Here is a 22072-nt window from a genome sequence, read left to right as displayed (position 1 = left end):
GAATTGCCATGACCTCAACCTATTACACCGGTGAAGAACGCAGCAAGCGCATCTTCGCCATCGTCGGTGCCTCTTCGGGCAACCTGGTGGAATGGTTCGACTTTTACGTCTATGCCTTCTGCGCCATCTATTTCGCCCCGGCGTTTTTCCCCTCCGATGACCCCACCGTGCAGTTGCTCAACACCGCGGGTGTGTTCGCTGCCGGGTTCCTGATGCGGCCGATTGGTGGCTGGCTGTTCGGGCGCGTGGCTGACCGCCACGGGCGCAAGAATTCGATGATGATCTCGGTGCTGATGATGTGCGCCGGCTCGCTGGTGATCGCCTGCCTGCCGACCTACGCCAGCATCGGCGCGTGGGCGCCGGCCTTGCTGCTGGCCGCACGCCTGTTCCAGGGCCTGTCGGTGGGCGGCGAATACGGCACCACTGCCACCTACATGAGCGAAGTGGCGCTGCGCGGTCAACGCGGCTTCTTCGCCTCGTTCCAGTATGTGACCCTGATCGGCGGGCAACTGCTTGCGGTGCTGGTGGTGGTGATCCTGCAGCAGGTGCTCACTGAAGATGAGCTGCGCGCCTGGGGCTGGCGCATTCCGTTCGTGGTGGGGGCGGTGGCAGCGGTGATCTCGCTGTTCCTGCGCCGCTCGCTGGAGGAAACCAGCAGCGCCGAAACCCGCAATGACAAGGACGCCGGCAGCCTCGGCGGGCTGTTTCGCAACCACAAGGCCGCGTTCATCACCGTGCTTGGCTACACCGCTGGCGGCTCGCTGATCTTCTACACCTTCACCACCTACATGCAGAAGTACCTGGTGAACACCGCGGGCATGAGCGCCAAGACGGCCAGCTTCATCATGACCGGCGCATTGTTTTTGTACATGTGCATGCAGCCGCTGTTCGGCATGCTCTCGGACCGTATCGGCCGGCGCAATTCGATGCTCTGGTTCGGCGCGCTGGGTACCTTGTGCACGGTGCCGATCCTGCTCACGCTCAAGACCGTCACCAGCCCGTTCCTGGCGTTCGTGCTGATCACCCTGGCGCTGGCGATCGTGAGTTTCTACACCTCGATCAGCGGGCTGGTCAAAGCCGAGATGTTCCCGCCGCAGGTGCGCGCGCTGGGCGTGGGCCTGGCCTACGCGGTGGCCAATGCACTGTTCGGCGGTTCGGCCGAGTACGTCGCGCTGGGGCTGAAGTCGATCAACCTGGAAAATACCTTTTACTGGTACGTTACCGCGATGATGGCGATCGCCTTCCTGTTCAGCCTGCGCCTGCCGAAACAGGCGGCGTACCTGCACGATGATCATTGACAAGGAGCCGAGATGAACCCGCGTCCGGGCAACCAGCTGTTCGATGCCTACTTCACCGCACCGGCCATGCGCGATATTTTTTGCGACCGTGGCCGGGTGCAGGGCATGCTCGATTTCGAAGCGGCCCTGGCTCGCGCCGAAGCCGCCGTGGGGCTTATCCCGCCGGTGGCGGTGGCACCGATCGAGGCCGCCTGCCAGGCCGAGCGCTACGATTTTGCCGCGCTGGCCGAGGCCATTGCGGTGGCTGGCAACTCGGCCATCCCGCTGGTCAAGGCGCTGGGCAAGGTGATTGCCAGCGGTGTGCCCGAAGCCGAACGCTTCGTGCACCTGGGCGCCACCAGCCAGGACGCCATGGACACCGGCCTGGTGCTGCAACTGCGTGATGCACTGGGCCTGATCGAGGACGACCTGGCGCGCCTGGCCGACAGCCTGGCGCACCAGGCCCTGCGGTACGCCGACACGCCGCTGGCCGGGCGCACCTGGCTGCAACATGCCACGCCGGTGACCCTGGGCATGAAGATCGCCGGCTGGCTCGGTGCACTGACCCGCCACCGCCAGCGCCTGCAGGAACTCAAGCCGCGCCTGCTGTGCCTGCAGTTCGGTGGTGCGTCGGGCACCCTGGCGGCGCTGGGCAACAAGGCGTTGCCGGTAGCCGAGGCGCTGGCCGACCAGCTCAAGCTCAAGCTCCCCGAGCAGCCCTGGCACACCCAGCGTGACCGCCTGGTTGAGTTCGCCTCGGTGCTGGGCATGATCGCTGGCAGCCTGGGCAAGCTGGGGCGCGACGTAAGCTTGCTGATGCAGACCGAAGCGGCAGAGGTGTTCGAGCCTTCGGCACCGGGCAAGGGCGGCTCATCGACCATGCCGCACAAGCGCAACCCGGTGGGTGCCGCGGTGCTGATCGGCGCCGCCACCCGCGTACCGGGGCTGGTCTCGACGATGTTTGCCGGCATGCCGCAGGAGCACGAGCGTAGCCTGGGCCTGTGGCATGCCGAGTGGGAGACCCTGCCGGAGATCTGCTGCCTGGTGTCGGGCGCATTGCGCCAGGCACAGGTGATTGCCGAGGGCCTGGAAGTGGACGCCGCGCGCATGCGCCGCAACCTTGACCTGACCCAGGGCCTGGTGCTGGCCGAGGCGGTCAGCATCGTGCTGGCCCAGCGCCTGGGCCGGGATACTGCGCACCATCTGCTGGAAACCTGCTGCAAGCGTGCGGTAGCCGAACAGCGCCAGTTGCGCGACGTGCTGGGCGACGACCCGCAGGTCACGGCCGAGCTGTCGGCGGATGAACTCGACCGCCTGCTCGACCCTGCTCATTACCTTGGCCAGGCCCGCGTGTGGGTGGCGCGGGCGGTGGCTGAACACCAACAATTCAAGTGTTGAAGGAGGCTGTTGTGGCTAGCGTACAACTCGCTGATGGCGTACTGAACTACCAGCTCGACGGGCCCGAGGGCGCGCCGGTACTGGTGCTGTCCAACTCGCTGGGCACCGACCACAGGATGTGGGACACCCAGTTGCCGGCATTCGCCGCGCATTTTCGCGTGCTGCGTTACGACACCCGTGGGCATGGCGGCTCGCTGGTCACCGAAGGGCCGTACAGCATCGAGCAACTGGGGCGTGACGTATTGTCCTTGCTGGACGCGCTGAAGATCGAGCGCGCGCATTTCTGTGGCCTGTCCATGGGCGGCCTGATCGGTCAGTGGCTGGGTATCAATGCCGGCGAACGCCTGAACCGCCTGATCGTGTGCAACACGGCGGCGAAGATCGGCACCCACGAGGGCTGGAACCCACGCATCGAAATGGTGTTGCGTGACGGCCAGCCCGCGATGGTCGGCTTGCGCGATGCGTCCATCGAGCGCTGGTTCACCCCGGCCTACGCGGCGGCCCATCCGGAGCAGGCCAAACGTATCACCGACATGCTGGCGGCAACATCGCCCGAAGGCTATGCGGCCAGCTGCGGCGCGGTGCGCGATGCCGATTTGCGTGACCGGCTGGGTGAGATCAAGGTGCCGTTGCTGGTGATTTCCGGCAGCGCCGATGCGGTCACGCCGCCGTCGGGTGGGTTGTTCATTCAGGAGCATGTGCAGGGCGCGGAGTATGCCGAGTTCCAGGCGGCGCACCTGTCCAACGTTGAAGTCGGCGAGCCGTTCAGCCGCCGTGTGCTCGATTTTCTGCTGGCCCGTTGAGGAGTAGGTTGTGGACGAGAAAGAACGTTACGAGGCTGGCATGCAGGTGCGGCGTGCGGTGCTGGGCGATGCCCATGTGGACCGCAGCCTGACCAACCTCACCGAGTTCAACGGCGAGTTCCAGGAGATGATCACCCGGCATGCCTGGGGCGATATCTGGACGCGCCCGGGGTTGCCGCGCCATACCCGCAGCCTGATCACCATCGCGATGCTGATCGGGATGAACCGCAATGACGAGTTGAAGCTGCACCTGCGTGCGGCGGCGAACAACGGCGTGACCCGTGAAGAGATCAAGGAAGTGCTGATGCAGAGCGCGATCTATTGCGGGATCCCGGCGGCCAATGCGACGTTCCACCTGGCGGAGTCGGTGTGGGACGAGTTGGGCGTCGAATCCCGCGCCTGACCGTGCGGGCCCCTTCGCTGGCAAGCCAGCTCCCACAAGACCCTGTGGGAGCTGGCTTGCCAGCGAAGGCGGCCTTCAGACCGCCGCCTTCGACTTGACCGCCACCGGCCCTGCATTCCCCTCGATCGCCCGCTTCAACTCCCCGCGCAACCCCAGCAGAAACGCCATCTCCGCCACCACGAACAACGGCCCCACGATCAGCCCGCTGACATCGTCGACGAACGCCGGCTTGCGCCCCTCGTAATAATGCCCCACGAACTGGATCACCCAGCCCACCACGAACAGCCCCAGCCCCGCACTCAACCACAGCATCGTGCTCTGCACCGCCAGCACCTGCCCGGCCCACAGGCACAAGCCCAGCAGCACACTCATCAATAGCCCGAAACGCGTGTCCAGGCGCAGGTAGAACCACGCCGACCACGCCGCCACCAGCAACGCCGGCGACAGCCACATCCCGGCCATGTCGATGCCCGGCCGCGACAGCAGCACGGTGACCGCCACCACGATCATCGGGATCCCCACGAAGTGCGTGGCGATGTTGCGCGGGTCACGGTGGTAGGCCGCATATTGACTCAGGTGTTCGACCAGGCTTTTCATTGTTGTTCCTCCTGTAGGATTACCCGAGCTTGCCTGGCCCAGGCACCAGCGTCTGTCGGCTAGCCGACAGAGTCACTCACGAGGCCCCCGATGAACGCGTCGATACTGCGCCAAGGTCACTGGTTCACACAGTTGCCCGTTACCTTGCAGGATAGCCTGTTGCACCTGGCCCGGCCGTTGAGCCTGGAGGCCGGCGCGTGCCTGTTCCAGCGCGGCGATGCGCCGTGCGGTCTGTATGCGGTGCTTGAGGGCGCCATGCGCATCGGTGCGGTCAGCGCCCAGGGCAAGGAGGCGGTGCTGACCCTGATCGAGGCACCGCACTGGTTCGGCGAGATCGGCCTGTTCGATGATCAGCCGCGTACCCACGACGCGTTCGCCGCCGGCCCGACGCAGCTGCTGCGCATTCCCCAGGCGGGGTTGTCGACGCTGCTGGAAGAACACCCGCGCTACTGGCGCGAATTTGCCCTGCTGATGAGCCACAAGCTGCGCCTGGCCTTCGTCGCGCTGGAGCAGCAGAGCCTGATGAGTGCCGCGCCGCGGGTGGCCTATCGCCTGTTGCAGATGGCCGCCGGTTATGGCGAGGTGCAAGGCGCCCGGCGCGTGCTGCAGCTGTCGCAGGAGCAACTGGCGCTGATGCTCGCGTTGTCGCGTCAGACCACCAACCAGATCCTGCGGGCGCTGGAGCAGGACGGGGTGCTGCGCCTGAGCTACGGCGAGATCGAGATCCTCGACCCCGCGCGCCTTGGGCAACTGGCGCAGGCTGGCTGAGCCTCCCCGGATTCGCTGCGCAGGCTACCCGACCAGCGCCTGGGGCGCCGCGTGGCGGTCAAGGCTGATCAGGGTTTCGATCATCGCCCGCGCCGCCGGGGACAGGCGATAGCCGCTGCGGCTGACGATGGCGCAGCGCGTGCTGAAGCTGTCGAGGTTGGCTGGCAGGTTGCGCCAGTGCAGGCGCGCCAGTTCGCCGCGCGCAATCGCCTCGCCCTGGGCCTCTTCGGTCCCCATGCCGATGGCATCGCTGCCAAGCACCACCTTGAGCAGGGTGGGCAGGTGCTCGGTCTGCACCTGGGGCGAGAAGTCGGTCTTGCCGCTGAGGTTGGCCAGCAGCTTGCGCACACCGGGCGGGATCAGCGGGGTGGCCAGCGGGTAGGCGAACATGTCGTTGGTCGACAGGCTGTCCTTGGCCAGCAACGGGTGTCCGGGGCGGCAGAAGAACAGGCCACGGCGCGGGGTCAGGGCCTGGGTCTGGAAGTTGGGGTCTGCTTCGAAGTGGCGAATGTCGGCGATGAAGAACTCGATCTCTTCGCGGCCCAGGGCGCGTGCCAGCCGCTCCCAGCTGGCCACTTCGAAGCGTGTGTGCACCCTGGGGTGGGTGTTGATGAACTGTGCCACGGCCTGCGGCACCAGGTTGACGGCAGCTACCGGGCCGCTGCCGAAACGCAGCTCACCGGCGTCGAGCTTGGTCATCTGGAGCACTTCGCTGCTCAGCTGTGCGGCGCCCTGTACCAGGCGCAGGGCGTGTTGCAGCACCACCTGGCCTTCGGGAGTGGGGCGCAGCTCCTTGTGGCCACGGTCTACCAGCACGCAACCGAACTCCTGTTCCAGCCCCTGGATGCTGCGGCTGAACGCTGGCTGGGTGATGCCCATGGCATCGGCCGCACGCACGAAGCTGCGGTGTTCGGTCAGGGCGATGAAATAACGCAACTGGCGAAGATCCATAGGCTTTTGCGGCACTCCAAAGTAGGGCGAGGGTATTATTGCCACCGCGCAGACTCGGGTTTTAAAGGTAAGCTCTTATTCCGTCAATAAAGCTATTGAGTATTTTTTAGATCTTATTTTTATATGCATAGCTGCGCGGTGCCGGCTCTTGCAGGGTTGGCGCCTGCCTGCAGGCGCCGGCGTTGCCGGTCAAAGGGGCTCAGAGGAAGCTGATCGGGTAGCTCACGATCAGGCGGTTCTCGTCGAACATGTTGGTATTGAAGTCCCGGCGCATCGTGGAGTTGCGCCACTTCACCGACAGGGTTTTCAGGCTGCCGGACTGGATCACGTACGCCAGCTCCGATTCGCGTGCCCATTCCTTGCCATCGCTGACCTGCGCGGTGTGAACGTTGTCACCCTTGATGTAGCGGTTCATCAAGGTCAACCCTGGCACGCCCACACCGGCAAAGTTGAAGTCGTGACGCAGTTGCCAGGAACGTTCCTTGGCATTGTCGAAGCTGGCGTTGTAGCTGTCGTTGGCCAGGGTGCCGCCGCTGGTGCCGTTGACCCGCATCCACAGGTCGTCGCCACTGACCTTCTGCAGGCCGACGTAGAACGTGTGGCTGCCATGGCGCGCCGACAGCATCGCCGAGGCCGTGCGGTTGTCGAGCTTGCCGGCGCGCTCGGCGCCGTCTTCCTTGCCGATGAAGTAGCCCAGGTTGGCACCCAGGGTCCAGTCACCCAGGGGCTGGCTGTGCACCAGATTGAAGTACTGCTGGTTGTAGATGTCCTTGAGCTGGGCGTTCCACACGCCGACCAGTGTGCGTTTTTCATTGAAGCTGTATTCGCCTCCGGCAAAGTTGAATCGATCGGAGGTGATACCGGCGCGGCCGTTCATGAACATGTCTTCCATGCTCGCATCGTTGCGCGGGCTGTTGCCGCGAAACTGCCCGGCATACAGGGTCAGGCCCTCGATTTCCTGGGAGGTGAGCTGGCCGCCCCGGAAGGTCTGTGGCAGTGATCGGCCATCATCCGAGCGCAGGATCGGCAGCACCGGCATCCATTCGCCGACCTTCAGTTCGGTCTTGGACACCTTGGCCTTGAGCGCCACGCCCAGGCGGCCGAAGTCGTCGGCCGGGCGGCCGTCGTCGTGTACCGGCAGCAGGTTGGTGCCGGCAGTGCCCTTGCCACCGTTGAGCTTGACCGAGTACAGGCCGAGCACATCCACGCCAAAGCCTACGGTGCCCTGGGTGAAACCGGACTTGGCATCCAGGATGAAGCTCTGGGTCCATTCCTCGGCTTTGCCTTGTGCGTTGTCGGGGTCGACGAAGTTGCGGTTGATGTAGAAGTTGCGCAGGTTCAGGCCCACCTTGGCGTCTTCGACAAAGCCGCCTTCGGCCGCCAGTACAGGCAGTGCGCAGCTCATGGCAAGCAGGCAGGGGAACAGGTGACGTGCGGGTTTGAAAGTGTTCATCGTAGTGGCGTCTCTTGTTTTTATGTAGGGCGATGGCGCATGGATGGTGCTGCGGCGGGCGGGTGTGAATCAATTCGTTACAGGCGGAATTGGGCGATAACCGAACACTAACTGTTTGGTTACTTTTGGTGTGGCGAGTACAAAAAAGCCCACCGCAAAGGGTGGGCTCTTGTGTCACTACGTGATCGGGTCAGCCCTTGGGCGAGCCGATCGACGCCTGCTGCTGTGCATCACCGGTGCGCTCATACCAGCCGCCACCCAGGGCCTTGTACAGGTTGACCTCGCTGACCAGCTGCGACAGCCGGTCGGTGATCAGTGCCTGCTGGGCACTGAACAGGTTGCGCTGGGCATCCAGGAACGTCAGGTTGCTGTCGATACCGATGCGGTAGCGACGCTCGGCCAGACGGTAGTAGTCCTGGTTGGCTTCGACCAGATCACGCTGGGCCTGCAACTGCTCGTTGAAGGTCTGGCGCGCCGCCAGGCCATCGGAGACTTCCTGGAAGGCGGTCTGGATGGTCTTCTCGTACTTGGCGACGTTGATGTCTTTCTGGATCTTGGAGTAGTCCAGGCTCGCACGCAGGCTGCCGGCATTGAAGATCGGCAGGTTGATCTGCGGCTGGAACAGCCAGGTACCCGAACCGCCCTTGAACAGCCCGCCCATGTCCGGGCTCAGGGTGCCGGCATTGGCGGTCAGGCTGATGCTCGGGAAGAACGCTGCACGCGCTGCGCCAATGTTGGCGTTGGCGGCCTTGAGCAGGTGCTCGGCTTCCTGGATATCCGGGCGACGTTGCAGGATGTCCGATGGCAGCCCGGCTGGCACTTCGGCCAGCAGGTCGCTGTCGAGCTTCATGGCGTCGGGCAGGCTTGCCGGCACGCCGGCGCCGACCAGCACGGCCAGGCTGTTCAGGTCCTGCGCCACCAGGCGCTGGTACTGCGCCAGCTTGACGCGTGCGCCCTCGACCGAGGTGCGCGCCTGGCTCAGGTCCAGTGCCGAGGCCACACCCACTTCGCTGCTGCGACGGGTCAGGGCAAAGCTCTGCTCATAGGTCTTGAGCGTGTCTTCGGTGAGCTTGAGCAGCTCCTTGTCGGCCTGCCAGGTGAAGTAGGCATTGGCCACGCTGGCCACCAGGCTGATCTGTGTGGAGCGACGCGCCTGCTCGCTGGACAGGTAGGTTTCCAGGGTCTGCTCGGTGAGGCTGCGCACGCGACCGAACAGGTCGAGTTCGTAGGCACTCACGCCCAGGGTCGCCGAGTACTGGCTGGTGATCGCCGCTTCGCCGGTCTGCGAGGTGCTTGCCGGCACCCGCTGGCGGCTGCCGCTGCCGGTAGCCGAGACCGCCGGGAACAGGTCCGCACGCTGGATGCGGTACTGCGCCCGGTAGGCATCGATGTTCAGCGCCGCAACCCGCAGGTCGCGGTTGTTGACCAGCGAGCTCTGGATCAGTTGCTGCAGCGCCGGGTCGTGGAAGAACTGGCGCCAGCCCTGTTCGGCTGCGGCTACATCGGCCGACTCGGTCGGCGAGTAGGCAGGCCCTTGCGGCCACTGGGCCGCCACCGGCGACTCAGGGGTCTGGTAATCAGGGATCAGCGAGCAGCCACCGAGAATGAAGGCGGTGACTGCCAGGGACAACAGGGACTTGCTCATTGCCCGGCCTCATAGCGTGGGGTTTCAGGTGTGGCGTCTTCTTCGGGCTTCTTGCTACCGAACAGCGACGACACGCTTACGAAGAACAGCGGTACCCAGAAGATCGCCAGGACGGTGGCGGTGATCATGCCGCCGATCACCCCGGTGCCGATGGCGTGCTGGCTGCCCGAGCCTGCGCCGGTGGCGATGGTCAACGGTACCACGCCGAGGATGAACGCCAGCGAGGTCATGATGATCGGGCGCAGACGCATGCGGCACGCTTCGATCGACGCATCCACCAGGCTGCGGCCCTGCTCGTGCAGTTCCTTGGCGAATTCGACGATCAGGATCGCGTTCTTCGCCGCCAGGCCGATGGTGGTCAGCAGCCCCACCAGGAAGTACACGTCGTTGGACAGCCCGCGCATGCTGGCCGCCATCAGCGCACCGATGATACCCAGCGGCACCACCAGCACCACCGCGATCGGAATCGACCAGCTTTCGTACAGTGCCGCCAGGCACAGGAACACCATCAGCAGCGACAGCGCGAACAGTGCCGGCATCTGCGAACCCGACAGCTTCTCTTCGTACGACATGCCGGTCCAGGCAAAGCCCACACCCGCCGGCAGTTGCGCGGCCAGGCGCTCGACCTCGGCCATGGCTTCACCGGTACTGTAGCCAGGGGCTGGTGCACCGAGCACTTCCATTGCTTCGACGCCGTTGTAACGTGACAGCTTCGGTGCACCGTAGCTCCATTCGCCGGTGGCGAAGGAAGAGAACGGCACCATCTCGCCGGCAGCGTTGCGCACGTACCACTTCTGCAGGTCTTCAGGGCTCATGCGCGCACTGGCATCGCCCTGCAGGTAGACCTTCTTGACTCGGCCGCGGTCGATGAAGTCGTTCACATAGCTGGCACCCAGCGCAATCGACAGGGTGTTGTTGATGTCGGCAATGGTCACGCCCAGGGCACTGGCGCGCTCGTCGTCGATGGTCAACTGGTACTGCGGTTCATCGTTCAGGCCGTTAGGACGCACCTGGGTGAGGATCTTGCTTTGCGCGGCCATGCCCAGGAACTGGTTGCGCGCTTCCATCAGTTTTTCGTGGCCGACGCCGGCGCGGTCCTGCAGGAACACGTCGAAGCCGGTGGCGTTACCCAACTCCAGTACCGCAGGCGGGGCAAAGGCGAACACCATCGCGTCACGGAAGCTGAAGAAGTGCTGCTGGGCACGGGTCGCCAGGTTGAACACGCTGTTTTCGGCAGAGCGTTCGCCCCATGGCTTGAGCATGATGAAGGCCATGCCCGAACTCTGGCCACGACCGGCGAAGTTGAAGCCGTTGACGGTGAACACGGAGGCGACGGTATCGGCTTCCTTGTCCAGCAGGTAGGCGCGCATTTCGTCGACCACCGCCTGGGTGCGCTCGGCACTGGAACCGGCCGGGGTCTGCACCTGGGCGAACAGTACGCCCTGGTCTTCCTCGGGCAGGAACGCGGTCGGGATGCGCATGAACAGCCAGATCATGCCCACCACGATCAGGATATAGGCCAGGAAGTACGGAGTCTTGTGGCGCAGGATGTTGCCCACGCCACGCTCGTAGCTCTGCACGCTGCGGTCGAAGTTGCGGTTGAACCAGCCGAAGAAGCCGCGCTTGGCAACGTGATGCTCGCCTTTCTTGACCGGCTTGAGCATGGTGGCGCACAGCGCCGGGGTGAAGATCAGCGCGACCAGCACCGACAGGCCCATGGCCGATACGATGGTGATCGAGAACTGCCGGTAGATCACCCCCGTGGAGCCGCCAAAGAACGCCATCGGCAGCAGTACCGCCGACAGTACCAGGGCGATACCGACCAGGGCGCCCTGGATCTGGCCCATGGACTTCTTGGTCGCCTCCTTGGGCGAGAGCCCCTCTTCGGACATCACCCGTTCGACGTTCTCCACCACCACGATGGCGTCGTCCACCAGCAAGCCGATGGCCAGGACCATGGCGAACATGGTCAGGGTGTTGATGCTGAACCCCGCGGCGGCGAGGATGCCGAAGGTACCGAGCAACACCACCGGTACGGTCATGGTGGTGATCACGGTGGCGCGGAAGTTCTGCAGGAACAGGTACATCACCAGGAACACCAGCACGATCGCTTCGATCAGGGTGTGGATCACCCCGCTGATCGATTCGGTGACCACCGGCGTGGTGTCATACGGGAACACCGCCTTCATGCCCGGCGGGAAGAACGGTTCCAGGTCGGCAATGGTCTTGCGCAGCGCCTTGGCGGTATCCAGGGCGTTGGCACCGGTGGCCAGTTTTACTGCAAGACCGGAGGCCGGCTTGCCGTTGAACTGCGCGCTGACGCTGTAGTTCTCACCGCCCAGGCCCACCTTGGCGACATCGCCCAGGCGTACCTGGGAGCCGTCACGGTTGACCTTGAGCAGGATCTTCTCGAACTGCTCGGCGGTCTGCAGGCGGGTCTTGCCGATGATGGTGGCGTTGAGCTGGGTACCCGGCAGGGCCGGCAGGCCGCCCAGTTGACCGGACGACACCTGCACGTTCTGCGCGGCCACGGCGGTCTTGACGTCTACCGGGGTCAGCTGGAACTTGTTCAGCTTGGCCGGATCGAGCCAGATACGCATGGCGTACTGTGCACCGAACACCTGGAAGTCACCCACACCGGCAGTACGCGAGATCGGGTCCTGCATGTTGGAGACGATGTAGTTGGCCAGGTCGTCCTTGGTCATGCTGCCGTCTTCGGATACCAGGCCGATCACCAGCAGGAAGTTCTTCACCGCCTTGGTCACGCGGATACCCTGCTGCTGCACTTCTTGCGGCAGCAGCGGGGTGGCCAGGTTCAGCTTGTTCTGCACCTGGACCTGCGCGGTGTCAGGGTTGGTACCCTGCTCGAAGGTAGCGGTAATGGTCATGCTGCCGTCCGAGTTGCTCTCGGACTGCACATAGCGCAGGTTGTCGATACCGTTGAGCTGCTGCTCGATCACCTGGACCACGGTGTCCTGCACGGTCTGCGCCGAGGCGCCCGGGTAGGTCACGGCGATGGCGATGGCCGGCGGTGCGATGCTGGGGTACTGGTTGATCGGCAACTTGAGGATCGACAAGGCCCCGACCAGCATGATCACCAGGGCGATCACCCAGGCGAAGATCGGTCGATCGATAAAGAATCTGGACATGGTTTATTCCCCTTTGGCCCCTGCTTTGGCTGCATTGACCTGGGACGGCTGGGCAGGCTTGACGTTGGTCGCTTCGCTGACCTTCACCTCGACGCCTGGCTTGACGTATTGCAGGCCTTCGGTGATCAGGCGGTCGCCCGGGTTCAGGCCTTCCTCGATCAGCCAGTCGCTGCCCACGGTACGGCTGGCCTTGAGCTGGCGCAGTTCGACCTTGTTGTCCTTGTTCACCACCAGTGCGGTCGGCTCGCCCTTGAGGTCGCGGGTCACGCCTTGTTGCGGGGCGAGGATCGCGGCAGCGTTGACCCCGGCAGCCAGGCGCGCATGCACGAACATGCCGGGCAGCAGGTTGTGGTCAGGGTTGGGGAATACAGCGCGCAGGGTCACCGAACCGGTGGTCTGGTCGACGGAGACTTCGGAGAACTCCAGGCGCCCTTCGTGGGTGTAGGCAGTGCCGTCTTCCAGGTTCAGGGTGACCTTGGCGGCGTTGTCGCCGGCCTTCTGCAGTTGCCCGCTTTCCAGCTCGCGGCGCAGCTTGAGCAACTCGGCCGAGGACTGGGTGACGTCGACATAGATAGGGTCCAGTTGCTGGATCACGGCCATGGCGTTGGTCTGGCCGTTGCTGACCAGTGCGCCTTCGGTGAACGCAGAACGGCCGATGCGACCACTCAGCGGGGCCAGCACCTTGGTGTAGCGCAGGTCGATCTGGGCGCTGCGCAGGGTGGCTTCAGCCTGCAGACGTTTGGCCTGGGCATCGTCGTATTCCTGGCGGCTCACGGCTTGTTCGGCCACCAGCTGCTTGTAGCGCTCGGACAGCGAGCGGGTTGATTGCAGGTTGGCCTGCGCGCTGGCCAGGGTTGCTTCGTACACCGATGCGTCGATCTGGTACAGCTGCTGACCGGCCTTGACCTCGCTGCCTTCCTTGAACAGACGCTTGAGAATGATGCCGTTGACCTGTGGGCGAACCTCGGCCACACGGTAGGCGATGGTACGCCCCGGCAGGTCGGAGGTCAGGGTGAAGGCTTGGGGTTGCAGGGTCACGACGCCGACCTGAGGAGCTTGCGCCGCAGGCGCCGCCTCTTCCTTTTTACAGCCGCTGAGCAGTGTTGCCAGGGCGACGGCGGAAACCAGAGCGGTAACAGCTGGCTTGAATTGCATGAAGATCCTCGGGTCGAAAGAGCTGAAGACGCTCAAGAGTAATTGAAACGGGATTAAGGGAAAATTACTTACGGGTGGATAAGTAGCATGCTAAGGAATATACTTACATTCATGCTTGTTTGTAAACACCTTTGGTTTGTCCATCTGACGGGACCAGAGGCTTGATTAAGACATCCGGTAGAGGGCCCGCGCGTGGCCATGCCGGCTCAGAACCCGGATGCCCACCGTGTGCGTCCGGCCCTTGATGAGGTTGTACTGCCATGGTCCGTCGTACCAAAGAGGAAGCTCAGGAAACCCGTAACCAGATTCTCGAGGCGGCTGAAAAGGCTTTCCACACGCGTGGGGTGGCACGTACTACCCTGGCAGACATCGCCAAACTGGCCGGCGTTACCCGGGGTGCCATCTACTGGCATTTCAAGGACAAGGGCGAGCTGGTGCAAGCCCTGCTCGACAGCTTGCGCGAGCCGATCGAGGCGTTGGCCAGGGCCGGCGAGAGCGAGGACGAACTGGACCCGCTCGGGTGCATGCGCAAGCTTCTGATCCAGCTGATGCAACAGATGGTGCGCGAACCGCGGACCCGGCGCATCAATGAGATCCTGCATCATAAGTGTGAGTTCACCGATGACATGTGTGAGATCCGTCAGCAGCGTCAGGCGACCACCCTCGACTGCTATGAGCGTATTGCACTGACATTGAACAATGCAGTGAAACGTGGGCAGTTGCCTTCAGACCTGAACCCGCAGCGTGCCGCCATTGCGGCCTTTGCGTACATTGACGGCATTATTGGCAGCTGGCTGCTGTTGCCAGACAGCTTCGATATTGCCGCAGATGCCGAGCAATGGGTGGATGCGGGGCTGGATATGCTGCGCTTGAGCCCAGCGCTGCGCAATTAAAGGTTTGTGAGCATTTGTGAAGATTTTCATCTGATGGTGTAGGCCATTTCGGCGATCGTATCCAGTGCAGGGTAGCGTGAAAAATCCCCGACACCGCTTGGAACGCTCGCCCGGGCCGGCTAGTCTGCCGGTTGATCAATCCTTTTTATGGGCCCAGGCATGAGTGCGCAGAACCCCACCCTCAAAGGTGCCGAGCAGCCGCTCAAGGCGATTGCCCTGATGTGCATGGCAGTGCTGCTGTTCGCCAGCCACGATGCCTTGGCCAAGTACCTCTCTGGTTTCTACGCCATCGTGATGGTGGTGTGGGCGCGCTATGTGGTGCACACCTTGCTGATGCTGGTGGTGTTCGTGCCGCGCTCCGGGTTCTCGGCGGTGGTGCGCACGCGCCGGCCCGGGCTGCAGTTGGCAAGGGCCTTATGCCTGATCGGCACCAGCCTGTTCTTCACCACGGGCCTGCGCTACATCCCGCTGGCCGAAGCCACCGCCGTGAACTTCCTGGCGCCGTTGCTGGTGACCGCGCTCTCGGTGCCGCTGCTGGGTGAGCGGGTCAGCCGCAGCCAGTGGGTGGCGGTGCTGGCCGGGTTCGTCGGGGTACTGATCGTGGTGCGCCCGGGCGGTGCATTGTTCACACCTGCGATCCTGCTGCCGCTGTGCTCGGCGTTCTGCTTTGGTTGCTATCAATTGCTCACGCGCAAGCTCAGCGGCATCGACAGCCCGACCACCAGCAATTTTCTCACCGGCATCTTCAACAGCCTGATCATGACCGCGCTGGTACCGTTCTTCTGGACCGTGCCCAGCTTTGGCCATGCGCTGTTCATGATCGGCCTGGGCACCTGCGGCATGCTCGGGCACATGCTGCTGACCCAGGCCTTCCGGCATGCCGCGCCGGCCATGCTGGCGCCGTTCAGCTATGGCCAGATCCTGTTCGCCGGGCTGTTTGGCTACCTGATCTTCAACCACACCCCGGATGTGTATGGGGTGGTCGGCATTGCGGTGATCTGCCTCAGCGGCCTGGCGGCGGCCTGGGCGCAGCGGCGCGCCTGAGTCAGGATGTGCCGCGCAGTTCGCGGTTGGGCAATGCCAGTGCCGCCGACAGGCCCAGCAGTGACACCGCAGCGCTACCCAGCAGCAGGTTTCGGAACGTTTCCAGCAATTGTGCCTGCACCGCTTCACTCGCTTGGCCATCCTTGAAGCTGCCGATCAACGCCTCGCCGGCCAGGCTGAAACCGCTGTCGTGCAGCAGGCTCAGCAGCAGCGCCGACATGCAGGCCACACCCATGGCGCCGCCCAGCGAGCGGAACAGGTTGGTGGTGCTGGTGGCCACGCCGATGTCCCGCGGCGCGACCGCGCTCTGGGTCGCCACCAGCGAGGTGGGGAACTGCAGGCCCGAGGCAATACCGGTCAGCAGCATGAACGCACCACTGAGCAAGCTGGCGTCGATCGGGCTTAGCGCCATGCCGACGATCGCCACCGGCATCAGCAGCGCCCCGCCCAGGATCTGCGGCTTGTAGCGTCCGGTGCGGCTGGTCAGGCGCCCGCCACAGTAAGCGCCGACAGGCAGCCCCATGGCCAGTGGCAGCAGGTGCAATGCGGCGCTGTCGGCGCCGGCCCCGGTGATGCTCTGAAAGCGCAGCGGCATCAGCATGGTCAGTGAAATGGCCTGGAAGCTGGTAAAGAAGATCGTGCACCAGCACAGCACCGCCACCCGGTTGCCGAACAGTTGCAGCGGCAACAAGGGCTCCGGCGCCCGGCGCTCCTGCAGCACGAACACCCCAAGGCCCAGCAGGGCGGCCAGCAGCAACCCGGCCACCGGGCCGGAGCCGAGCGGCTGGCCCTGGCCGATCAGGGTGATGCCCAATAGCAGTGCAGTGAGGCCCAGAATCAGCAGCAGCGCGCCGGGGTAGTCGACCTGCGCCTTGCGCTGTGGCGTGGCCAGGCCGCGCAGGGTGCGCTCGGTGACCCACCAGGCGGTCAGCCCCAGCGGCAGGTTCAGCCAGAACACCCAGCGCCATGACAGGTACTCGGTGAGCAACCCGCCCAGCACCGGGCCGGCGACGCTGGCCAGTGCGTACATGCTGCTGAAATAGCCCTGGTAGCGGCCGCGCTCGCGCGGTGGCACGAAGTCGCCGATGATCGCCTGGCTGACCGACACCATGCCCCCGGCGCCGATACCCTGCAGCACCCGCGCCAGCACCAGTTGCTCCATGTTCTGCGCCAGTGCGCAGAACAGCGAGGCCAGGGTGAACAGCCCGGTGCCGGTCAGGATCATGCGCCGCCGACCATACAGGTCGCCCAGCTTGCCGTAGATCGGCACCGCCACCGTCATGGCCACCATGTAGCCGGAAATCACCCAGGCCAGCAGCGCCACATCATTGAACTGCGCGGAGATCGCCGGCATCGACACCGCGACGATGGTCTGGTCCAACGCACCGAGAAAGATGGCCAGCATCAGGGCGACCAGCACGTTGCGCAGGGCAGGTTGCGGAGTGTTCTGTTGCGTCACGGGGCGGCTCTGGGCAGTCAGTCAAGTGCCGCCCAGTGTACTCGATAGCTAGCTAAGCGTCTTCGATGGGCTCGTACGGCAAACCGACGTAGTTTTCCGCCAGGGTCTTGCGCCCGGCTTCGCTGCTGACGAAATAGTCCAGTTCGCTGTGCTGGATACGCTGGCTGAACGGGTCGCTGTCGGGGAAACGGTGCAGCATCGAGGTCATCCACCAGGAAAAACGCTCGGCTTTCCAGATGCGTCGCAGGCAGATCTGCGAGTACTTCTCGAGCAGTTCGGTGCGGCCTTCGGCGTAGACCTTGCGCAGGATGTTGTACAGCGTACTGACGTCGCTGGCCGCCAGGTTCAGGCCCTTGGCGCCGGTGGGCGGCACGATGTGCGCCGCGTCGCCGAGCAGGAACAGGCGCCCGTACTGCATCGGCTCCACCACGAAGCTGCGCAGCGGCGCGATGCTCTTTTCAATCGACGGGCCGGTCACCAGGCGTTCGGCCAGGTCATCGGGCAGGCGCGACTTGAGTTCGGCCCAGAAACGCTGGTCGGACCAGTCCTCGACCTTTTCCCCGGCGTCGACCTGCACGTAGTAACGGGTGCGGGTGGGCGAGCGCATGCTGCACAAGGCAAAGCCGCGTTCGTGGCGGGCGTACACCAGCTCGTCGCTGACCGGCGGGGTATCAGCCAGGATGCCCAGCCAGCCGAACGGATAGACGCGCTCGAATACCTGCAGCGCCTCGTCGGGAATCGACTGGCGCGCCACCCCGTGATAGCCGTCGCAGCCGGCAATGTAGTCGCACGCCAGGCGATGCTGCTGGCCATCCTTCTCGTAGGTCAGGTAGGGCTGGTCGGTTTTCAGGTCGTGCGGGCGCACGTTGTCGGCCTGGTACACCGTCAGCGCCCCGCAGGCTTCACGGGCAGCCATCAGGTCGCGGGTCACTTCGGTCTGGCCGTAGATCATCACGCCCTGGCCACCGGTCAGGCCCTTGAGGTCGATGTGCTCGCGGCGACCGTCGAAGGCCAGTTCGAAGCCGCCATGGGGCAGGCCTTCGGCGTCCATGCGCTGGCCGACGCCAGCCTCGCGCAACAGGTTGACCATGCCCTGTTCGAGTACGCCGGCGCGAATGCGCCCCAGTATGTAGTCGGGGTGTTGACGTTCGAGGATGACGTTGGAGATGCCGGCGTTGTGCAGCAGTTGGCCGAGTAGCAGGCCGGACGGGCCGGCGCCGATGATTGCGACTTGAGTGTGCATTGTTCTTGGACTTTTTGTGATTGGAGTGCCTGCATTTTTCGCCGGTAGGCGGGACTCAAGAAGGGACAAATACCGTTCAAAGCGGTACTTTTCGCTAATGAGGGCGATTATCGGGCACTGTCTGGGAGCAAGCGCGTGATGAGCAAGGTGTCGATTCCGGTGTTCAAGCTGTATGGCGAGCCCCTGGGCTGGCCCACGCCCGACCTGCTGCACAGCGAGTCGATTGCGGCCCGCAGCCGCCTGCACCACTGGGAGATCGAGCCGCATCGGCATGCCGACCTGTGGCAGTTGCTGTTTTTGTACAAGGGCAGGGCGCAGATCGAGCTGGAGGGGCAGGTGCATTGCCTGGAGCAGTCGGCGATCCAGGTGGTACCGGCCTTGTGCGTGCACGGCTTTCGCTTTTGCGAAGACGTCGATGGCTACGTGGTGACCCTGGCTGCGCCACTGGTCGCGCTGTTGCAGCGCCAGTTGGCGGCAGTCCCGGCGACGTTGCAGCAAGGCGCCAGTTACCTCGCCGGGGAGGACGCGCAGTACTTGAACGGCCTGTTCAGCCGACTGCAGGCCGAGTACCAGCAGGACTTGCCGGGGCGTGACCTGCAACTGCAAGCACTGATCAACCTGGTGGTGGTGTGGATCAGCCGTCAGCAGCTGCGCCGCAGCGTGGGCACGCCGCTACCCGAGCGTGGTCGCGAGTCCCTGGAGCGCTTCAATGCGCTGGTCGAGCGCCAGTTTCGCCAGCAACCGAGTGTCGAGCAGTTGGCGCATCAGGTCGGGGTTTCGGTGGCGACGCTCAACACGCTGTGCCGCGCGCTGGCGGGGCAGTCGGCGCTGCAGATCGTGCATCAGCGCCTGCTGCTCGAAGCCAAGCGCGAGCTGGTCTACACCCGCCTCACGATCAACCAGTTGGCAGACAGCCTGGGCTTTGCCGACCCGGCTTACTTCTCGCGATTCTTCCGCCGCCTGACCGGCGTTTCGCCGCGTGACTTTCGCCGCCGCGAGCCTGGTGCCGCTACCTGACCGCGCTGAGCGTACCGCTATGCGGCAGGCAATGGGCCAGGCTGCAACTGCTCGCTGCGTGGGGCTGCTGACGCAGCAGTTCTACCCGGTAGGCCGCCGTACCGTACAGCCCGAGCACAGCGGCGATGGCGAACCCGGCGGCACATTTTCTGGATGTGAGGGTCATGGTACTAACCTCCTGCAATCCGCACACAGGTGCTTTCAAAGCATAGGTCAGTTCAGGGCAGGTCGCGATCCCACTGCGGTGCATCGGTAAAGCGTGCTGCCAGAAAGTCGAGCATGCTGCGCAGGGTCGCGGGCATGTGCTTGCGCGAGGTGTACACCGCGTTCAGGTTCAGCTCGCGCGGCCTGGCTTCGGGCAGCAGACGCACCAGGGCGCCGCTGCGCAGGGCATCGGCCACCAGGTAAGTCGGCAACATCGCAATGCCGACACCGGCCAGGGTCGCGCGTTCCAGCGTGAGCGCCTCGTTGGCGCTGATGTTGCCCTGTACCGGCACCGAGACCTGTTCACCCGCCACTTCAAAATGCCACAGGCTGTGGCCGAAGTAGGAGTGGGTCAGGCAGTTGTGCCGGCTCAGTTCCTGCACCTGCTGCGGCACGGGATGGGCACGCAGGTAGGCTGGCGAGGCGCAGATTACCGAGCGGCATACGCTCAGACGGCGTGCAATGAGGTTGGGGTCCAGGTCGTTGCTCACGCGGATCGCCAGGTCGATGCGTTCATCGACCAGGTTGACGGTGCGGTCCAGCATCTGCAGGTCGATCTTCACCAGCGGGTAGCGCTTGACGTAGTCGGCCACCGCGTCCACCAACTGCGCATGGCCGAACGAGGTACTGACGCTGATGCGCAGTTCGCCACGCGGTGCGTCATCCGGTGCGCGTACCGCCGATTGCATCTCGCCCGTCAGCTCCAGCATCTGCCGGCAGCGTGGCAGGGTTTCGAGGCCCGCCGCGGTCAGGCTCAACTTGCGCGTGGTGCGCTGCATCAGGCGGGCCCCTACCCAGTCTTCCAGGGCTGCCAGGTAGCGCGACACCACCGGGCGCGAGAGGTCCAGATGATCGGCGGCGGCCGACTGGCTGCCCAGGTCGACGACGCTGACGAACACCTTCATTGCAGTAAGACGGTCCATGATCTGCTCGATTTCAGAAACAAACTATGTCCAAGCATCGCATTTTTTGTGATGGATCGTGCAACTAAGCTAGGGTCCATCGATCACCCAGACAGGTACAACCCGATGTCTCGACTTTTTTCCGTGCGCCGCTTCGTGCTGGCGTGTGCCGCCTTCGGCGCGATTACCCAGGCGGTCGCCGCCGAGCCCGCGTTGACGCTGGATGTGTACAACCCTGGTGAAGCCGCGCTGTTTCCGGTGAGTTCGGTGATCGTCAGCGGTCAGCGCGAGGCGATCCTGGTGGATGCGCAGTTCGGCAAGGGGCAGGCCGAGCAGGTGCTGGAAAAACTGCGTGCCAGCGGCAAGCAGCTCACCACCATCTACATCAGCCATGGCGACCCGGACTACTATTTCGGCCTGCAGACCCTGACCCGCGCCTATCCCCAGGCCAAGGTGCTGGCCTCGGCGGCCACCGTGGCGCACATCCAGCAGACCATGGCCGCCAAGCTGGCCTACTGGGGCCCCAGGATGGGCGCCGACAAGCCTGAGCAGGTGATCGTGCCGGACGTGCTGCAAGGCAATCGGCTCACCCTGGAAGGGCAGACGCTTGAGGTGATCGGCCTGGACGGGCCGCAACCGGACCGCAGTTTCGTGTGGATCCCGTCGATCAAGGCGGTGGTCGGCGGCGTGGTGGTGGCCGAGAACCTGCACGTGTGGATGGCCGATACCCAGTCGGTGCAGTCGCACCAGGACTGGCTGGCGACCTTGACGCGTATCGAGCAACTGGCACCGCGCACCGTGGTGCCAGGGCATTACCTGGGCCGGAGCAAGGGCTCGCTGGCCGCTGTGCGATTCACCGCCGACTACATCCGCACCTTCGATGCCGAGACGGCCAAGGCGGCGAACTCGGCCGAGTTGATCGCAGCAATGATCAAGCGTTACCCGGACCTGGGCGAAACCAGCTCGCTCGAGCTGGGCGCCAAGGTCGCCAAGGGCGAAATGAAGTGGTAAGTGTCGTTCAATCCTGATCGGAGGTTTTCCATGAGCAAGATCGCAATCATCGGCGCCACAGGGCGTGCTGGCAGTCAACTGCTGGAAGAAGCCCTGCGTCGCGGGCATCAGGTCACCGCCATTGCACGTGATCCGTCACGCCTGCAGGGCCGTGAAGGGGTGACCCCGGTGGCACTGGATGTGACCCGGGCCGACGACCTGGCCCAAGTGCTGAGCGGGCATGAGGTGGTGCTCAGCGCGGCGCATTTCGCCACGGTGGCGCCGCCACAGATCATCGGCCCGGTCAAGCGTGCCGGGGTCAAGCGCCTGTTGGTCGTCGGCGGCGCCGGCACCTTGCTGTTGCCTTCGGGGCAGCGCGTGATCGACAGCCCGGATTTCCCTGCAGCGTACAAGTCAGAGGCCAGCGCCGGCGCCGTGTTTCTCGACACCCTGCGCCAGGAACATGAGCTGGACTGGACGTTCCTTTCGCCTTCGGCGGAGTTCGTCGAAGGTGAGCGTACCGGTCACTACACGCTGGGCAAGGACCACTTGCTGATCGGTGCCGATGGCAAGAGCTGGATCACCTTTGCCGACTACGCGATTGCGTTGCTGGACGAGGTAGAGACACCTGCGCATTCGAAGCAGCGGTTCACTGTAGGTTACTGAGCGCTTCAAAGCTTCGCTGGCAAGCCAGCTCCCACAAGGTCAGCGGTGATCTTTG

The 22072-nt window shown here is 64.3% G+C and carries 20 protein-coding genes; 10 read left to right on the top strand and 10 right to left on the bottom strand.

Translation table 11 applies throughout. The annotated features are described in order from the left end of the window. Positions 1–8 precede the first annotated feature (8 nt). Genes KUO17_RS04665 through pcaC form a run of 4 tightly spaced genes read left to right on the top strand, consistent with a single transcriptional unit; the run spans position 9 to position 3881 of the window. Positions 9–1298 (top strand): MFS family transporter, encoded by a 1290-nt coding sequence (locus KUO17_RS04665; protein WP_217973920.1) that lies wholly within the window; start codon positions 9–11, stop codon positions 1296–1298. A 12-nt stretch (positions 1299–1310) separates the two neighbouring features. Further along, positions 1311–2675 (top strand): 3-carboxy-cis,cis-muconate cycloisomerase, encoded by a 1365-nt coding sequence (locus KUO17_RS04660; protein WP_217973919.1) that lies wholly within the window; start codon positions 1311–1313, stop codon positions 2673–2675. A gap of 11 nt (positions 2676–2686) precedes the next feature. Next, positions 2687–3478, top strand: a complete 792-nt coding sequence (pcaD, locus tag KUO17_RS04655) for a 3-oxoadipate enol-lactonase (protein WP_217973918.1) — start codon at positions 2687–2689, stop codon at positions 3476–3478. A gap of 10 nt (positions 3479–3488) precedes the next feature. Beyond that, positions 3489–3881: a 4-carboxymuconolactone decarboxylase gene (gene pcaC / locus KUO17_RS04650; protein ID WP_217973917.1), complete on the top strand. Its 393-nt coding sequence runs from the start codon at positions 3489–3491 to the stop codon at positions 3879–3881. Positions 3882–3956: 75 nt separating this feature from the next. Here the strand turns inward: pcaC and KUO17_RS04645 are convergent, their stop codons facing one another. Then, entirely contained in the window at positions 3957–4478 is a 522-nt protein-coding gene (locus tag KUO17_RS04645; protein ID WP_217973916.1) for an Mpo1 family 2-hydroxy fatty acid dioxygenase, read from the bottom strand. 90 nt (positions 4479–4568) lie between these two features. Here KUO17_RS04645 and KUO17_RS04640 point away from each other — a divergent pair, with 90 nt between their 5' ends. Beyond that, positions 4569–5246: a Crp/Fnr family transcriptional regulator gene (locus KUO17_RS04640; RefSeq protein ID WP_217973915.1), complete on the top strand. Its 678-nt coding sequence runs from the start codon at positions 4569–4571 to the stop codon at positions 5244–5246. A 24-nt stretch (positions 5247–5270) separates the two neighbouring features. Here KUO17_RS04640 and KUO17_RS04635 read toward each other — a convergent pair whose 3' ends face one another. From KUO17_RS04635 to KUO17_RS04615, 5 genes are all read right to left on the bottom strand, one after another. Then, the gene (locus KUO17_RS04635) at positions 5271–6197 is read right to left on the bottom strand and encodes a LysR family transcriptional regulator (RefSeq protein ID WP_217973913.1); all 927 of its coding nucleotides are present in this window, start codon (positions 6195–6197) and stop codon (positions 5271–5273) included. 199 nt (positions 6198–6396) lie between these two features. Then, positions 6397–7650, bottom strand: coding sequence for an OprD family porin (locus KUO17_RS04630; protein ID WP_217973912.1), 1254 nt, complete (start codon positions 7648–7650; stop codon positions 6397–6399). Between the two features lie 190 nt (positions 7651–7840). Beyond that, a complete protein-coding gene (locus KUO17_RS04625) occupies positions 7841–9295 on the bottom strand; it encodes an AdeC/AdeK/OprM family multidrug efflux complex outer membrane factor (protein WP_217973911.1) in 1455 nt (484 codons plus the stop codon). Then, positions 9292–12444, bottom strand: coding sequence for a multidrug efflux RND transporter permease subunit TtgB (ttgB, locus tag KUO17_RS04620; RefSeq protein ID WP_217973910.1), 3153 nt, complete (start codon positions 12442–12444; stop codon positions 9292–9294). Before ttgB ends, KUO17_RS04625 begins: the two co-directional genes overlap by 4 nt. Before the next feature lie 3 nt (positions 12445–12447). Next, positions 12448–13599 carry an efflux RND transporter periplasmic adaptor subunit gene (locus KUO17_RS04615; protein WP_217973909.1) on the bottom strand — a complete coding sequence of 384 codons (1152 nt, stop codon included), beginning with the start codon at positions 13597–13599 and terminating at the stop codon, positions 12448–12450. A gap of 260 nt (positions 13600–13859) precedes the next feature. Between KUO17_RS04615 and KUO17_RS04610 the strand changes: the two genes are divergently transcribed. Next, a complete protein-coding gene (locus KUO17_RS04610; RefSeq protein WP_217973908.1) occupies positions 13860–14492 on the top strand; it encodes a TetR family transcriptional regulator in 633 nt (210 codons plus the stop codon). Between the two features lie 159 nt (positions 14493–14651). Next, the gene (locus tag KUO17_RS04605) at positions 14652–15536 is read left to right on the top strand and encodes a DMT family transporter (protein ID WP_217973907.1); all 885 of its coding nucleotides are present in this window, start codon (positions 14652–14654) and stop codon (positions 15534–15536) included. Between the two features lies 1 nt (position 15537). Here KUO17_RS04605 and KUO17_RS04600 read toward each other — a convergent pair whose 3' ends face one another. Further along, the gene (locus KUO17_RS04600) at positions 15538–16941 is read right to left on the bottom strand and encodes an MDR family MFS transporter (protein ID WP_217973943.1); all 1404 of its coding nucleotides are present in this window, start codon (positions 16939–16941) and stop codon (positions 15538–15540) included. A gap of 106 nt (positions 16942–17047) precedes the next feature. Continuing rightward, positions 17048–18238 (bottom strand): 4-hydroxybenzoate 3-monooxygenase, encoded by a 1191-nt coding sequence (gene pobA / locus KUO17_RS04595; protein WP_217973906.1) that lies wholly within the window; start codon positions 18236–18238, stop codon positions 17048–17050. 138 nt (positions 18239–18376) lie between these two features. Between pobA and KUO17_RS04590 the strand changes: the two genes are divergently transcribed. Beyond that, on the top strand, positions 18377–19255 hold the full coding sequence (locus tag KUO17_RS04590; RefSeq protein WP_217973905.1) for a helix-turn-helix domain-containing protein: 879 nt from the start codon (positions 18377–18379) through the stop codon (positions 19253–19255). On the opposite strand, the gene KUO17_RS04585 is transcribed toward KUO17_RS04590, so the two are convergent. Both KUO17_RS04585 and KUO17_RS04580 read right to left on the bottom strand, forming a co-directional pair. Continuing rightward, on the bottom strand, positions 19248–19421 hold the full coding sequence (locus tag KUO17_RS04585) for a hypothetical protein (RefSeq protein ID WP_217973903.1): 174 nt from the start codon (positions 19419–19421) through the stop codon (positions 19248–19250). The two genes, KUO17_RS04590 and KUO17_RS04585, sit on opposite strands and share 8 nt — an antisense overlap. Before the next feature lie 52 nt (positions 19422–19473). Then, entirely contained in the window at positions 19474–20382 is a 909-nt protein-coding gene (locus tag KUO17_RS04580) for a LysR family transcriptional regulator (protein WP_217973902.1), read from the bottom strand. Between the two features lie 105 nt (positions 20383–20487). On the opposite strand from KUO17_RS04580, the gene KUO17_RS04575 reads away from it, so the two are divergent. Continuing rightward, the gene (locus tag KUO17_RS04575) at positions 20488–21372 is read left to right on the top strand and encodes an MBL fold metallo-hydrolase (RefSeq protein ID WP_217973900.1); all 885 of its coding nucleotides are present in this window, start codon (positions 20488–20490) and stop codon (positions 21370–21372) included. 30 nt (positions 21373–21402) lie between these two features. Then, entirely contained in the window at positions 21403–22017 is a 615-nt protein-coding gene (locus KUO17_RS04570) for an NAD(P)-dependent oxidoreductase (protein WP_217973899.1), read from the top strand. The last annotated feature ends 55 nt before the right edge of the window (positions 22018–22072 follow it).

Origin of the sequence: Pseudomonas aegrilactucae (genome assembly GCF_019168305.1) — a bacterium.
Lineage (GTDB): Bacteria > Pseudomonadota > Gammaproteobacteria > Pseudomonadales > Pseudomonadaceae > Aquipseudomonas > Aquipseudomonas aegrilactucae.
Note: the sequence above shows the minus strand (reverse complement) of the source record. Positions and strands in the feature narration are given on the sequence as shown.